Origin of the sequence: Marinobacter iranensis (assembly GCF_029207565.1) — a bacterium.
GTDB classification, from domain to species: domain Bacteria; phylum Pseudomonadota; class Gammaproteobacteria; order Pseudomonadales; family Oleiphilaceae; genus Marinobacter; species Marinobacter iranensis.
Genome location: NZ_JANCMW010000004.1, coordinates 47,684 through 62,432 on the forward strand (window position 1 = coordinate 47,684; position 14,749 = coordinate 62,432).

A 14,749-nucleotide genomic window follows, 5' to 3' on the forward strand; every position below is an offset into this window, starting at 1 on the left:
GCGTTACCAAGACCTATGGACAGGTGGGTCTCCGAGACCTAACTTGGCTATAAACGTCTTTAAAGGAAAACGGCATGAAAGTTGGCACGGTTGAATCAGTCTGGCGTTACCCTGTAAAAGGGATGGCCGGCGAACGCCTGGAGCGCTGTGACTTTGATCATGAAGGGCTGAAAGGCGACCGTATCTGGGCGGTGCAGGACGTAAGACGTCAGGAAATACAGAGCTGTAAATTTCGCCCGCAGCTACTGCAGTGTCGTGCCCACACTCGTGGAAATGGCCAAAGCCGGTATATTGAGATCCAGTTTCCCGATGGCAAGCTGTTTCGGTGTGATGACCCCGAGGCAAGCATGAAAGTGTCCGTCCTGGTTGGCCACGACAGCCAATTGCGAACCTTGCAGCCAAAGGCGGAGGCAGACTTCTATCGCCGCTACAAACGGGACAGTCACACATGGCTGGATGAACTGAAAGCGACGTTCGAACGTGAGGAGGGTGAGCCACTACCGGATCTGGATAACCTGCCAGAATCCGTGCAGGAATTTGTCTCCCTGCAGGGTACGTTTTTCCTGGCCTCGACCTTTCATGTTCTGACCACCGCCAGCCTTGACCACATGAGGCAGGTGCATCCCCAGTCTGACTGGCATATTGAACGTTTTCGGCCCAACCTGATGATCGATACCCTGCCAGGAATAGAAGGGTTGGCGGAACAGGCCTGGGTCGGAAAAACCCTTCAAATCGGTGAGCTGGTCTTCGACTGCAGTGACCCGGCCCCACGCTGCGGCGCTGTCACCAGAAAGCAGAGCGGACTGGCTGCAGATACCAGCCTGCTGCGCAGCATTGTGCGCCAGGCGGATCAGAACCTTGGTATTTATGGCAGTATTCTGAACGCCGGGGTGATCAATACTGGTGATGAAGTTCGTCTGATTTAGACGATCTCTGGCCTGTGGGCGGCAAGGCTCTCAAACAAACGCGCCACGGCTTCGGCTCCCGGGTCAATATGACCCTGAAGCTGCTCGGCATTGATGTAGGACGCCCGCCCCACTTTGGCCTTAACAATGGTTGACGTATGAACGGCGCCTTTGCGTGCTGCCTCCGCGGCGGCCGCATAACCGTTATCAAGCGAGTCCAGGGCGGGTTTGAGTGCATCCACCATGGTCCTGTCTCCCAACTGGGCACCGCCAATCATTTGCATCCGGTTAAGCCCTTCTTTCAATGCCGCAACCCTGGGTTGCCCGCTGGAAGCTGCGTCACCGGCGGCGGTGAAGAAAATGGCAAGCAGGACGCCAGACGAGCCGCCCATGGTCTGGCTGAGTTCTTGCCCGATAGCCCGGTAAAGCTGGGTGTGGTCCGCCAGGGGCATTCTCTCCAGGGCGCTTAGAAGGGCCCGGGCGGCGCCTGCCAGGGTTGACCCGGTATCGCCATCGCCGGATTTGGCATCCAGGGCGTTCAGGTCCGCCTCGGAGTTAATCAGCACCTGGCACCATCGGGTAAGAAAATTCGCTGTCTGGTCGTGCCAGGAGGGAATGGGCTGAATCGGCATCAAGCCATCGGGCAGCTCTTTGACTGCAACCGGTCTTACCGCTTTGCAGCCAGGCCAGGCGCTGGGGCTGCAGGGGGCTACAAGAAGGGCTTCATCTTCCTCATTCACAGGGTAGACAGAAACCGAGAACCCCCGCATATCCAGCGACGTCATCATCGGAGCAGGCCCAACAATGAGTTTCAGTTGTTTTGCAATGGAAGAGGACAACAGTTCATTGGCTAGAACAGACATCTCGAGGGTTGAGGCGCCGCCCAGATTGTTCAGCAGCGCCACGTGGGGCTGCTTGCCCATAGTCGTTGCAAGTTTCCCCGCGACGGCGGCAATGGCGTTTTTTGCACCATCGTAAGGAACCTGCTCGACACCAGCTTCACCATGAATACCCAGCCCCAGCTCTGCCATTCCGGCGGGAATGCGGTGTTCCTTGGGGGACCCGGGAACTGTGCAGGTATCCAGCGACATACCGATGCTGTGGATGTTTCCGATCACCCTTTCGGCGGTTCGGGTAAGTACCTGCAGGTCTGCACCCCGCTCGGCCAGCGCGCCGACGATCTTGTGGACAAAGAGAGTACCTGCAATCCCTCGTGCCTGGGGCAGATCAGGCAGCGCGATGTCGTCATCCACTACCACCATGGTGACCTTATGGCCAAAGGCGCGAGCGCGTTCGGCGGCCAGCCCGAAATTCAGGCGGTCGCCGGTGTAGTTCTTGACGATCAGCAGGCACCCGGCAGGCCCGGTCACCGCCAGAATGCCGGCCAGAACGGCATCCACTGAAGGCGAGGCGAACACATCGCCGCAAACCGCAGCCGTCAGCATACCCTGGCCGACAAATCCGGCATGGGCGGGTTCGTGTCCGGAGCCGCCGCCGGAAATCAGCGCGACCCTGGATTTGTCCCAGTCGGCCCGCACTACCACCCGAATGTGCGGATAGCCGTCCAGGCGGGCCAACTGGCCACCGGACGCCCTGACAAGGCCGTCGATGGCTTCGGTGACCGTGTCTTCTTTGCGGTTGATGAATTGACTCATGTTGTGGTCCTCGGAGGAATGCGAGCGCCATTGGCGTCAAAATAAAAGGGATTCTGCGGGCGGATCGGAACAATATCCCCGGGCTTCAGCTCGGTGTGGGCGTCGGTGACAGTAATCAGTTTGTGGTCCTTGAAAGCCAGATGCAGGCGGGTCTGGTCCCCCAGGCGTTCCACCCGCTGGACGAGGCTGCTTTCGCCCTCGCCCTGTTTGATCTGCTCCGGTCGCAGACCAATCTCGGTGGCATTCTCAGGAGCACCAGGGAACAAGTTCGCGGGAATCAGGTTGATGCGGGGCTGCCCCAGGCGGCTGGCGGCGTAAATGCTGACCGGGTTTTCGTAGATTTCACGGGGCGTGCCAAACTGGACCAGCCGGCCATGATCCAGAACGCCAACATGGGTGGCCATGGTCATGGCTTCAATCTGGTCATGGGTCACGTACAGGAAAGTGGCGCCTGCCCTGGCCTGTATGTTCTTTATCTCAATCCGCAGGTCGGCTCGCAATTTGGCATCAAGGGAACTCAGGGGTTCGTCCATCAGGAAGACCGCCGGATTGCGTACCAGGGCGCGGCCAATCGATACACGCTGCATTTCCCCACCGGAAAGCTCCGTGGCCCTGTTGTTGAGTTTATGGCCAATCTGTAGGATGCCGGCGACTTCGTTGACCTTACGGTCAATCTGAACTTGCGGCGTCTTGAGCTGGGGGGATTTGAGCGGGAATTCCAGGTTCTCCCGAACCGTCAGGTGCGGGTACAGGGAATATTGCTGGAACACCATCGCCACATTGCGCTGGGCCGGTGTCAGGGCGGTGACATCCAGGCCACCAATGAAGACTCGTCCTGAATCCGGCCGGTCAAGCCCGGACACCATGCGCAAGGTGGTGGTTTTACCGGCACCCGTCGGGCCCAGTAAGACCACAAACGAGCCATCGGGCACGGTCATGGTCAGATTGTCCAGCGCTGTGTCTGAACCAAAGGATTTCGACACCCCGGTCAATGTTACTTCAGCCATGTTGGAGCACCCCCTGATTGGCTTCAGACAGCAGCGCCCGGCCAGACGCCGCGTCGAACAGTGTCACGGTACGGGCATCAAATTTAAGGCCGGTCAACTCCCCGACCCTTGCTCTCTCGTGGCTTTCAATCCTGGCCTTGACCGGTCCGTTGGGTGTATCCAGGCTGACGATCTGGGTGGTGCCAAGGTACTCGGTGGCCACAATCCGGCCCTTGTAGGGGGCGGTGCTGTCCAGGCGGATGTGTTCCGGGCGAATGCCGAAGGTCAGTTCGCCCTGGGTGCCTTCCAGAAGCTTTGGAACCTCAAGCTCGGTGCCGTCGAGAGTCACTTTGTCCATACCGTTGCCGACCATGCCGTGGAACTCGAGAAAGTTCATCGGCGGCGATCCAATAAACTGGGCCACAAATTTGGTGGCCGGCCAGTCGTAGATTTGCTGGGGTACGCCGAATTGCTCGACAACACCCTGATCCATCACCACGATCTTGTCGCCCATCTGCATGGCTTCCAACTGGTCGTGGGTAACGTAAACCGTGGTGGACCCCATCCGGTCATGCAGCGCCCGCAATTCTTCCGACATGTGTTCGCGGAACTCCGCATCCAGTGCCCCCAGTGGTTCATCCATGAAAAAGGCCTTGGGTTCCCGCACAATGGCCCGCCCCAGCGCAACCCGTTGTCGGTCGCCGCCAGACAGGCCGCCGACCGGCCGGTTAAGGATGTTTTCAATGCCCAGAATGCGGGCCACCTCAACCACCTTTTTACGGGCCTCGGCCCGGGACATGCCCTGGCTTATCAGCGGGTAGCTGATGTTCTTGCCTACATTCATATGGGGGTAAAGAGCGAACATCTGGAACACGAAAGCGATATCCCTCTGGCTGGCGGGCTTCTGGCCAACTTCTTCACCGTCGATGTAAATCTCACCGCTGGTGGGCAGTTCAAGCCCCGCCATCATTCGGAGAGTGGTGGTTTTACCGCAACCTGAGGGCCCCAGGAGCATGAAGAATTCGCCGTCCTCGATGGTAAAACTGGAGGATTCGACCGCCGTAAAAGCCCCGAACTCCTTGCGCACGTTTTCAATTCTGATCTGTGCCATGGGCTACTCCGGGAAGTGGCTGACGGTGAGAAACATCACCGTGCCAACCAGAATGACAATGAAAGAATAGGTGTAGAGCGTCATCCAGAACGGCTGCATCAGCATCAGCACCCCCACTCCAATCAGCACGGATGCCACCATTTCCCAGGGGCCGCGGCGGATGTCCAGAAGGCCACGAATAAAAGCATTCATTTGCGAACCGCTCCAAAAGTAATGCCGCGCAACAGGTGCTTGCGCAAAAGAATGGTGAACACCATGACCGGTACCAGGAAGACAGTGGCGCCGGCGGCCACCGCAGGCCAGTCTTTGCCGCTAACACCAATAATGGTGGGAATGAACGGTGGCGCAGTCTGTGCGGTACCCGACGTCAGTAACACCGCAAAAGCATACTCATTCCACGCAAAAATCAGGCAGAAAATGGCAGTGGAGGCAATGCCGGTGGCAGCCTGCGGCAGTACCACCTTGTAGAAGGCCTGGAACCGGGTGTAACCGTCAATCAGGGCCGCTTCCTCGTATTCGATCGGGATTTCGTCAATGAAGCCCTTCAGTAGCCAGACCGACAGTGACAGGTTTACGGCGGTGTAAAGCAGAATCATGCCCAGATGGGTGTCGTTCAGACCCAGGCTGCGGAACATAAGGAAGATGGGGATGGCCACGGCAATGGGTGGCATCATCCGGGTGGACAGGATGAAAAACAGAAGGTCATCCTTGAGCGGCACCCGGAAACGACTGAAGGCATAGGCAGCGGCCGTTCCCAGGATCATGCACAGGGCCGTCGAGCCAAACCCGATAATCACCGAGTTCATGAACCGTTCGCCATACCGGGACGGGCCGGCAATCACCATGCCCTGGTCGTGAACGATGGCTTCATACCAGGTGGCTCCTTCACTCACCTGGGCCAGCGTTTCTTCGGTGGCGCGGGTGCGTTCGGTAAACAGGTTTACATAGCCTTCCAGCGTGGGGTCAAAGACCACTTTGGGCGGGTAGGCAATGGCGTCTGACGGCGACTTGAAGCCGGTCGCGATGATCCACAGCAGGGGGATGATGGTGATCAGCGCATAACCGACCACCAGAATGCTCGCGACCCACTTGGTGCGCCCGGATGGCTCCATAACTGAGGCCTTCATCTCTGTTTCACCTTATTGAGGGCTTTTACGTAGATTGACGCCAACCCGAAAACAGTGACGAACAGGATCACCGCATAGGCGGAGGAATAGCCGGTACGCCATTTTTCGAAGGCTTCACGTTTGAGATTGATGGAAGTCAGTTCAGTCACCGATCCGGGGCCGCCACCGGTCAACTGCACTACCAAGTCGAACATCTTGAAGTTCTCGATGCCCCGAAACAGTACCGCCAACATCAGAAATGGCAGCACCATGGGAACGGTTATGGTCCAGAACTGTCGCCAGTGGCTGGCGCGGTCGCACTCGGCGGCCTCATAAAGACTCTCCGGAATCGATCGCAGGCCTGCGAGGCAAATCAGCATGACGAACGGCGTCCACATCCAGGTGTCGGCAATCACGATAGCCCAGGGCGCCAGGTTCACATCGCCAATCATGGAAAAGCTCGCCGGATCGGTGCCGGTCAGGAACCCTACCGCGTAATTGAACAGGCCGATCTGAGGCTGGTACAGGAATGTCCAGAAATTGCCCACCACCGCAGGTGACAGCATCATTGGCAGCACTATGATGGTGGTCCAAAGGTTGTTGCCCTTGAATTTCTTGTTGATCAGATAGGCCAGCGTGAAACCAATCAGCACCTGGATCAGGATGGTCCAGAACAGAAAATGCGCGGTAGCCTGCATGGTGTTCCAGATATCCGGATCCGAGAGGATGCGTTCGTAGTTGCGTAAACCAACCCAGTCAACGTCGTTGTTCGGGCGGTTTACGCGGTAGTTGGTGAAGCTCAGCCAGATGGTTCGCAGCAGTGGGTAGATATTGACGGCCAGTAGCAGAAAAATCGTAGGTGCAACAAATATCCAGGCGATGGAACGGTCGGATAATCCGCGGATGCGCCTTGCCACAGGTTCTGGTGTTGCCTCAGCTGCTTTGCTGATTTGAGACTGAATCATGAGCTCGGGTCCTCTCACCGCAGAGAGCCAGGAAGCTCTCCACGGTGGACTGGGTTCTCAGGTAGGTCGGAGCGTTCAATGATGGCAGGTGTTACAGCTTGCCCTCGTATTCGAAGGTCTCAGTCCAGTCCCGGACGACACCATCCAGCGCCTCCTTGGCAGTGCCAGACCCGGCGACGACGTAAGTATGCAGGCGAGCCTGCATGGCCAATAGAAGCTCGGCATAGGCGGGCTCGGCCCAGAAGTCCTTCACGATGGCCATGGAGTCCAGGAAGGTCTGGGCATAAGGCTGGCTGCTGGCGAAATCCGGATCTTCAACCACGGCTTTGAGCGCAGAATAGCCACCCAACTCCCACCAGCGGGCCTGGACCTCAGGTTGAGCAAACCAGCGAATGTATTCGAGTGCGGCTTCCTGTTTTTCGGAATAGGCCACCACCGAAATACCCTGCCCCCCAAGCTGTGCATACTGGCCCGCGGGGCCGGCAGGATTGGGGAAGTAACCTGAACGCTCACCACCGACATTGGGGTCGGCGTGCACGCCCGGCCAGATGAATGCAAAGTTCATCTGCATTGCCACCTGACCGGATTTGTAGGCGTCGATGTTCTCGCTCATGTACCAGTTGGAGGATCCCGGAGGCGTGCCGGTTTTGTAAAGCTCCTTATAGTACTCAAGCCCTGCGACGGCGCCCGGGGAGTTCACATAGCCTTCCAGTTCATAGGGATTGTCCGGGTTCTGATATTCGAACCCATAGTTATACAGAGCGTTGGTTGCGCCCATGGTGATGCCTTCGGAACCCCGCTCAGTGTAGATGGAAGCGCCATAGACCGTATTGCCGTCAATGGTCCGGCCCTGGAAGAACTGGGCGATGTCTTTCAGCTCCTCGAGTGTGGCGGGCGCCTCCAGGTCACGACCATATTTTTCCCGAAATTCCGCCCGTAGTTCAGGCCGCTCAAACCAATCGCGGCGGTAGGTCCAGCCAACAACGTCGCCAAACGCAGGCAGCGCATAATAGTTTGGCGTGCCTTTGGGCCATTCGGCGTAACCGGTAACCGTTGCCGGAATGAAGTCGTCCATGGAGATGCCGTTTTTCTCAAAGAACTCATTGAGTTTCACGTAGTGTCCGCTTTCTGCACCCCCGCCGATCCATTGGCTGTCGCCGATCATCAGGTCACAGAGCTGTCCGCCGGAATTCAGTTCATTCAGCATGCGGTCGGCAAAATTGGGCCAGGGTACGAATTCGAAACTCATTTTATGGCCGGATTGCTGCTCGAAGTCCTTGCTGAGCTCAGTTAATGCGTTAGCCGGGTCCCATGCCGCCCAGCAGAGTGTCAGTTCCTCTGCCTGGGCCGAGCTGGCGGCGGCTGCCATCGCGAATGAAGCCACGGTGTAAGTCAGTTTCTTGTTCATTGTTGATGTCCTCACTGGGGGCTGTCGCGGCTCATGGGTCGCGAATTGTTGTGTTGTCATTTCAAGCTAGTTGAGGTACGCACCTCATGTCAATAAAATTCTGAGGTGCGCACATCAGAAACTTGCGCTAACTTTAAAATCACAGTACAAGGCCCTGAGTTGAAAGAGTTCCCGAAGAATAAGGACAGCATGAGACCGACGACAAAAGACCTGGCGCAAGCGGCAGGTGTAAGCCTGGCTACAGTAGACCGTGTTTTGAACGGGCGCCCGGGCGTTCGCAAGAAAACCGTGGATGCGGTTAACAACGCTATCCAGAAAATCGGCTTCGAACGCAATCAGGTGGCCGCGACACTGGCCAGAAAGCGAGGTTATCGTTTCGGATTTGTCCTGCCAAAAGAGGGTGATGAATTTCTGGATGAGATCATGGAGCGCATCCGCGAGATCCAAAGGGCCGGTCGTGCCGAAATGATGAGCGTAAAAACAATTCGTATCGACGAACAGGACCCACACAAGGCCGCCGCATCGCTTTCACGACTGAAGACCGAGGATTTCGATGGCATTGCCATCATGGCCCCGGAAACGCCCCAGATTCGGGATGCCATCTTGCGCATGCGGGAGCGCGGCATACTGACAATTCCTTTTATTTCCAATCAGCAGAACGATGAAAACGACGTGTTCGTTGGCATTGATAACCGCGCAGCAGGGGCTACGGCCGGACGGCTGATGGGACGCTTTGTTTGCGCACAACAGGGCGTTGTGGCCGTTATTACCGACACAGTGCAGGCACGGGACAGTCTGGAAAGGCGGCTGGGGTTCGACGATGTCATCAACCACGATTTTGCCAACCTGAGAGTGTTACCGACCCTTGAAACCTACGCTGATCCGGAACGAACACAGCGAATCATCCGGACCATTATGGCCAGTCAACCGGACCTTGTCGGCATTTATATGATGGGGTCGGAGGCCCGGGTTCCACTTGAAATGCTTAGCCAGTTCAGAACCGATGAAGACTTGGTAACCATCGCCCATGAGAAGACCCCCTCCACTGTGGCGGCCCTAAGGGATCGAAAGCTTGACGCGCTGGTTGCCCAGAACCCTGGGCACCTGGTAAGAAGTGCGGTCCGGATTCTTCGCGCTAAATGCGAAAACCGACCTACCCTGGCCTCACAGGAAAAAACACGAATTGAAATACTGATCGCGGATAATCTTTACTGATCCATGTTGAGGAAAAGCCAAGGACGTGCGGAGACACCGTGGTCGGCTCAGTGGCGGAGGCGACTCTACCCGCCCCCGCCTGAATCCGGTGTTATTCCAACACTGGGCGTGCGTTGGTTGACTGGATGGGGCGGTTGTTGTGATGGTGCATAACCTGCAGGAACTGGTCGATCTGCGCCTTGGACGCTGAGATCGGTTGCTTCATCACCAACCAGCGCACACCCTCTGAGCAAGGTGGGGTGGTTAACGAGCCGTTAAAGCGGTAGTAATCATGCTCTTTCGGCAGGATTTCCAGAGGAGAGATGTCTGATGTCAGGGCTTTTACCTCCCCTTTTTCGGGCATCTGTGCCCACGCCTTTGCAAGCGCCGTATTTTCCTCACCTTCGGTAACCATAACCGCTACGACAGCCAGGTTGCCATCGTTGTCAGCATGGACCAGGTGACCTTCCATGGGGTACGACTTGCCATGTATCTGGTTTTCGCTCGGCACGTGAAAGTGGAACTGCTTGAGCTCGAACTCGATGCCATCAACGGCGATGGTGCTACCCGGAAGCGTGTTTACCTGAACGGTATGGCCGTTATTCAGGATCTCTGAACTGCCAGCCCCATACTTGAAGAAAACAGGCTCCAACTTGGCGTCTATGAAGCCCGCCAGGTTAATGGGCGACTGATTGCTCCCTGCGCATGCGCCGTATTCGGGGCTGAGTTTCGCCCAGTTGTCGGGCCCTGTGTCGCCGGTATAGTCCCAGGCTGCACCATTACCGCTGAATGCAAAGCTTGAAAACAACAGCATACCAACTGCAATCAATGCTCTTTTCATGATTCTCCTCTCGAATACTTTGTTTAGGGAGTCGACAAGATAGAGGGCCCGGCGTTAAGGCCGCGTTAAGGTATGTCAGGAGGGTTCAACCGAGGGCACAGAAGGAAAGGACAGCACAAACCGGGTTCCCCCGCCTTGCGGAATTTCAAGGTGGATGTCCCAGCCGATATGATCCGCCACACGTTTTACGATCGACAGCCCCAGCCCCGCACCTTCATGTGCCGGCCGGTCATCACCGTGGACGAACCGTTCAAACAATCGCTCGCGCACGTTTTCTGGGATGCCTGTGCCGGTGTCTTCAATCACCAGGCTGCCAGCGGCAAGTTCGACGCAAACCAGGCCCTGTTCCGTGTGCCTGCATGCGTTACGCAGCAAGTTGCCGATTACGATACCGGCCAGTTCCGGGCGCACAAGGGTCGAGACCTGTTCAGACCATTCCAGCCTGCATTCGACTTCCTTATCCCGCAGTAGCGGCCTGCAACGTTCCATTTCCGATTCAATAATAGGGTTAAGCGCAGTACGAGGCGCATCCAGGGATTCCGGGCCACGTGAAAGCAGGAGCAGTGCACTCACCCGTTGCGCGGTCTCGTCCACCACACGCCGGATGCGCTCAGCGGTAGTGTATTGCGCCGGCTGCCCTGATAGCTGCGAAGCCAGCACTTCTGCCGCACCCAGTATGACGGTCAATGGCGTGCGCAACTCATGGCTGACGTCGCCGGTGAACAATCGCTCGCGATGCAGGATTTGCTGGAGTTCATCGGTGCGCTTGGCGAAGGCCCGCGCCAAGACGCCAATTTCATCGTGCGCACGCAGTGAAGGCAATTCGGTTGGCCCGGCGTTGCGGGAAACAGCATCGGCAAGCGCAGCGACCGGCGCGATCGTACTGCGGGCACTCAACACGCCGAGGATCCCGGCTAACAGGACGCTGAACACAAAACCGATGGCCAGGGAAAGGAGAATGACCAGTTCAGTATGCTCGAGCTCTTCGACTTCCTGTACCACGGCATAACGGCTGGCATCGTGATCGCGCAGCAACGCGTGAACATGCCGATCGCTGATCGGTAGCTCATGGATGCCGGCGGACAATGCCCTCAGCTCTGTCGGAATAGCTTCATCAATGAGGAATCGCACGTCCGGTGGCGCATCCGGCATATGCCCCTTCTGATGGAATTCAATCAGCCGATTGGCCATCTTTGCCAGTCGCGCATCGATGACCTGCTCTTCAATGACTTTCACCGAGATATAGGTAACCAGACTAAAGGCGCCGGCTACCGCAACTGCGAGCAGGATATAGGTGAGCGTAATGCGCTTTTTGAGCGAAAGTCTAGGCTTCACCGGGCACCACGAGTCGATAGCCTGTACCCGGCAGGGTCAGCAGCATCGAATGGGAAAACGGTTTGTCGAGCGCCTGGCGCAACGTATGAATATGAGTACGCAAGGCATCGCTGTCCGGTGGATTGTCACCCCACACTTCGCGCTCAAGCGCTTCACGAGGCAGCAACGCCGGCGCGACACGCATTAGTGCGACGAGGATCTTGTAGCCGGTCGGCGTCAGCTCCAGTGCCTGGCCGGCGCGTGTGGACTGGCCGGTGCTGGTATCCAGTTGAAGATCACCAAAGGTCAGAACTGACTGCACATGCTCGTTGCGCGCACGGCGTACAAGGGCTTTCAGGCGCGCATCCAGTTCCGGGAGTGAGTAAGGTTTGACCAGGTAATCGTCGGCGCCGACCTCGAATCCGGTCAGCTTATCATGCACCGTGTCACGCGCGGTCAGCATCAGAATCGGCGTCGCCAGCCGATGCTCACATCGAAGCGTGCGGCACACCTCCACGCCATCCATGCCCGGCAGTGACAGGTCGAGGACAATCGCATCATGGATGGACTCCGTTGCGCAGCAGACCCCGGCCTTGCCAGTGCGCGCCACGTTCAGCGTATAGCCAAGCGGTTCCAGATAGCCGTACAAGTTCGCGACAATATCCGGATTATCCTCAATGATCAGCACATGCATGGGTTTTCCGTCTAACATCCAAAACGGCATTCGGAACAATGTCTATTGTCCACCATCCACTGGTAGCGTTCCCGTTATTTTTCAGGAAACGGCGTTAGACATTCGTCAGGTACTGCCCTTGGCTGAGAATCAGTTTTGAGCGGAATATGGTGCCCGGAGCCGGAATCGAACCGGCACAGCCTTACGGCCGAGAGATTTTAAGTCTCTTGTGTCTACCTATTCCACCATCCGGGCATTCGGAGGGGGTTGTGAGGAGCTTTTGAGGGGCAGGATTGTATAAGGCCCTGCCCGGTAACGCAATTGGGATTGCGGGTGAGGATGGTGAAGCCGGGTTAGGCGGGCCGCTGCGCCCTGCCCTTGTAGATATAGCCGGCGAATTTCGGTGCCTTTGGTAGGTAACAGTTTTCCAGTTCGGTGATGTCGAAACCCGCTTCCTGGATCAGTTCTGTGATCGGGCGGTTCAGGTGGCAGCCGCCGGCAATTTTCTTCCAGCCCGGGGTGATGCGGTGTTGCCACTTTCGAACGCCCTGGTCCGGGGACTGGCCGTGTTCCAGGAACAGCAGTTCGCCACCGGGCTTGAGCACCCGTTTCATCTGGTCCAGGGCGGCCCGCCAATCCGGGATGGTGCACAGGGTGAAGGTCAGCAGTACGGTATCTACGCTGTCATCCGGTAGTGGGATCTTCTCGCCGGGCAGGTCCAGCCATTCCACGTTAACGGGGGATTTGGCGAGATTGGCCTGGGCCTTGCGCCGCATGCCTTCGGACGGCTCCAGTCCGTAGACCAGGCTTACTGTGTCGGGGTTGTAGAATTCGAGATTGATTCCGGAGCCCATGCCTACCTCCAGCACGGTGCCCGTTGCCCGGGGAACGACCTGGCTGCGCAGTTTCATCACCGGCCCTACGGAGCAGGAATAGTCGATCAGGTGCGGCAGTATTCGTTCGTCGTAAAAGCCCATGGTTATCCCCGTGCTTGTCTTAAATCAATAGGTGCGACATTCTGTCCCTTGGTTTCCGCCATGCTATTGGTAGCATGGTAACCATCTGCCGGCGAAAACAACACTACAATCCAGTCAAGGCAGCGGCCAAACGGGCGCCGTGTCCGTTTATTGTGTTCACTGTAGTGTCCGGAGGTTCCGCATGGAGCTTGATCCCATTATTCTATCGCGAATCCAGTTCGCGTTTGTGGTGTCCTTCCACGCCATATTCCCTGTGTTTACCATCGGGCTGGCGTCCTATATCGCCGTGCTGGAAGGTTTGGCGTTCAAAACGAATAACCCGGCCTGGGTGAAGCTCTCTGCCTTCTGGACCAAGGTGTTCGCTGTGGTGTTCGGTATGGGTGTGGTGTCGGGCATTGTGATGTCGTTCCAGTTCGGCACCAACTGGAGCAATTTTGCCCAGGCGTCCGCCAACTTCCTGGGGCCGATGCTGAGCTACGAGGTGGTGACGGCCTTCTTCCTGGAGGCATCTTTCCTTGGCGTGCTTTTATTCGGCCGTGACAAGGTGCCCGCAGGGGTTCACCTGTTTGCGGCGGTGATGGTGGCAACCGGTACCTTTATCTCGTCGTTCTGGATACTCTCCGCCAATAGCTGGATGCACACCCCCGCCGGTACGGAATTCCGGGACGGGGTGTTCTTTGTCACCTCCTGGAGCGAGGCGATTTTTAACCCGTCCTTCCCCTACCGCTTTGCCCACATGGTGGTAGCGTCGTTCCTGACCGGCTCGTTCGTGGTGGCGGGTGTCAGTGCCTGGTACCTGCTCCGCAAGCGTGAGGTGGAGGCGAACCGGCGCGCGCTGTCCATGAGCCTGTGGCTGATTCTGGTTCTTGCTCCCACCCAGGCGGTTATCGGGGATTTCCATGGCCTGAACACATTAGAACACCAGCCCATGAAGGTAGCGGCGATGGAAGGCAACTGGGAGACTTCCCGCAACGTGCCACTGCTGCTGTTCGCCATTCCGGACCAGGAAAACCAGACCAATCACTTCGAGGTGGGCATTCCCAGCCTGGCCAGCCTGATACTCACCCACGAATGGGATGGCGAAGTGCCCGGGCTGAACGAGGTGGCAGTGGATGAGCAACCGCCGGTGGCGATCGTGTTCTGGTCGTTCCGGGTGATGGTTGGCCTAGGCGTATTGATGATCCTGTTCGCTTTTACGGGCCTGGCGTTGCGAGCCGGTGGCCGCTACTGGCGCACACCCTGGTTCCTTCAGGGGTTGCGCTTGATGAGCCTGACGCCCTTCGTGGCGGTACTGGCCGGATGGTTCGTGACGGAAATCGGCCGCGCGCCCTGGCTGGTGTACGGGCTGATGAGCCATAGTGAGGCTGTCACCCCTTCGTTGACTGGCGGTATGGCGCTGTTTTCACTGATTGGTTACATCGTGGTCTATTCTTTGGTGTTCAGTGCGGGCGTTTATTACCTGATGCGTGTCCTCTATGTGGGCATTGAGGACAACGAATTCGAGGAGGAGAATGAGGCCGACAGGCCGAAACGCCCCTTCTCTGCCAGCCATGTACCGTTTGAGATCGATGACAACGGTAGCCACAAGCCACTGAACCAGGGAGGCCACTGATT

General features: G+C 57.4%; 14 protein-coding genes and 1 tRNA gene. 3 read left to right on the forward strand and 12 right to left on the reverse strand.

Annotated elements, in window-relative coordinates; genetic code table 11:
• Positions 1 to 74 precede the first annotated feature (74 nt).
• Positions 75 to 926: an MOSC domain-containing protein gene (locus tag NLU14_RS08240; protein ID WP_275705749.1), complete on the forward strand. Its 852-nt coding sequence runs from the start codon at positions 75 to 77 to the stop codon at positions 924 to 926.
• Here NLU14_RS08240 and NLU14_RS08245 read toward each other — a convergent pair.
• The 7 genes from NLU14_RS08245 to NLU14_RS08275 all read right to left on the reverse strand — a co-directional run bounded on the left by NLU14_RS08245 (position 923) and on the right by NLU14_RS08275 (position 8,136).
• Entirely contained in the window at positions 923 to 2,560 is a 1,638-nt protein-coding gene (locus tag NLU14_RS08245) for a dihydroxyacetone kinase subunit DhaK (RefSeq protein WP_275705750.1), read from the reverse strand. The genes NLU14_RS08240 and NLU14_RS08245 overlap by 4 nt on opposite strands.
• Entirely contained in the window at positions 2,557 to 3,567 is a 1,011-nt protein-coding gene (locus tag NLU14_RS08250; protein WP_275705751.1) for an ABC transporter ATP-binding protein, read from the reverse strand. The genes NLU14_RS08245 and NLU14_RS08250 overlap by 4 nt, the downstream gene beginning before the upstream one ends.
• Entirely contained in the window at positions 3,560 to 4,657 is a 1,098-nt protein-coding gene (locus NLU14_RS08255) for an ABC transporter ATP-binding protein (protein WP_275705752.1), read from the reverse strand. Before NLU14_RS08255 ends, NLU14_RS08250 begins: the two co-directional genes overlap by 8 nt.
• 3 nt (positions 4,658 to 4,660) lie before the next feature.
• On the reverse strand, positions 4,661 to 4,849 hold the full coding sequence (locus NLU14_RS08260) for a hypothetical protein (RefSeq protein WP_275705753.1): 189 nt from the start codon (positions 4,847 to 4,849) through the stop codon (positions 4,661 to 4,663).
• On the reverse strand, positions 4,846 to 5,784 hold the full coding sequence (locus tag NLU14_RS08265; RefSeq protein ID WP_275705754.1) for a carbohydrate ABC transporter permease: 939 nt from the start codon (positions 5,782 to 5,784) through the stop codon (positions 4,846 to 4,848). The genes NLU14_RS08260 and NLU14_RS08265 overlap by 4 nt, the downstream gene beginning before the upstream one ends.
• On the reverse strand, positions 5,781 to 6,728 hold the full coding sequence (locus NLU14_RS08270) for a carbohydrate ABC transporter permease (protein WP_275705755.1): 948 nt from the start codon (positions 6,726 to 6,728) through the stop codon (positions 5,781 to 5,783). Before NLU14_RS08270 ends, NLU14_RS08265 begins: the two co-directional genes overlap by 4 nt.
• A gap of 91 nt (positions 6,729 to 6,819) precedes the next feature.
• Positions 6,820 to 8,136 (reverse strand): ABC transporter substrate-binding protein, encoded by a 1,317-nt coding sequence (locus tag NLU14_RS08275; protein ID WP_275705756.1) that lies wholly within the window; start codon positions 8,134 to 8,136, stop codon positions 6,820 to 6,822.
• A 189-nt stretch (positions 8,137 to 8,325) separates the two neighbouring features.
• On the opposite strand from NLU14_RS08275, the gene NLU14_RS08280 reads away from it, so the two are divergent.
• Positions 8,326 to 9,351, forward strand: coding sequence for a LacI family DNA-binding transcriptional regulator (locus NLU14_RS08280; RefSeq protein ID WP_275705757.1), 1,026 nt, complete (start codon positions 8,326 to 8,328; stop codon positions 9,349 to 9,351).
• Positions 9,352 to 9,442: 91 nt separating this feature from the next.
• Here the strand turns inward: NLU14_RS08280 and NLU14_RS08285 are convergent, their stop codons facing one another.
• The 5 genes from NLU14_RS08285 to NLU14_RS08305 all read right to left on the reverse strand — a co-directional run bounded on the left by NLU14_RS08285 (position 9,443) and on the right by NLU14_RS08305 (position 13,135).
• Positions 9,443 to 10,171 (reverse strand): carbonic anhydrase, encoded by a 729-nt coding sequence (locus tag NLU14_RS08285; RefSeq protein WP_275705758.1) that lies wholly within the window; start codon positions 10,169 to 10,171, stop codon positions 9,443 to 9,445.
• A 75-nt stretch (positions 10,172 to 10,246) separates the two neighbouring features.
• Positions 10,247 to 11,506 carry a sensor histidine kinase gene (locus tag NLU14_RS08290; RefSeq protein WP_275705759.1) on the reverse strand — a complete coding sequence of 420 codons (1,260 nt, stop codon included), beginning with the start codon at positions 11,504 to 11,506 and terminating at the stop codon, positions 10,247 to 10,249.
• Entirely contained in the window at positions 11,496 to 12,179 is a 684-nt protein-coding gene (locus NLU14_RS08295) for a response regulator transcription factor (RefSeq protein WP_275705760.1), read from the reverse strand. The genes NLU14_RS08290 and NLU14_RS08295 overlap by 11 nt, the downstream gene beginning before the upstream one ends.
• A 147-nt stretch (positions 12,180 to 12,326) precedes the next feature.
• Positions 12,327 to 12,413 (reverse strand) — tRNA-Leu (locus NLU14_RS08300).
• Between the two features lie 98 nt (positions 12,414 to 12,511).
• Positions 12,512 to 13,135 (reverse strand): class I SAM-dependent methyltransferase, encoded by a 624-nt coding sequence (locus NLU14_RS08305; RefSeq protein ID WP_275705761.1) that lies wholly within the window; start codon positions 13,133 to 13,135, stop codon positions 12,512 to 12,514.
• A 181-nt stretch (positions 13,136 to 13,316) separates the two neighbouring features.
• Between NLU14_RS08305 and NLU14_RS08310 the strand changes: the two genes are divergently transcribed.
• Complete coding sequence (locus NLU14_RS08310) at positions 13,317 to 14,747, forward strand: cytochrome ubiquinol oxidase subunit I (protein WP_275705762.1); 1,431 nt, start codon at positions 13,317 to 13,319, stop codon at positions 14,745 to 14,747.
• Positions 14,748 to 14,749: the final 2 nt, after the last annotated feature.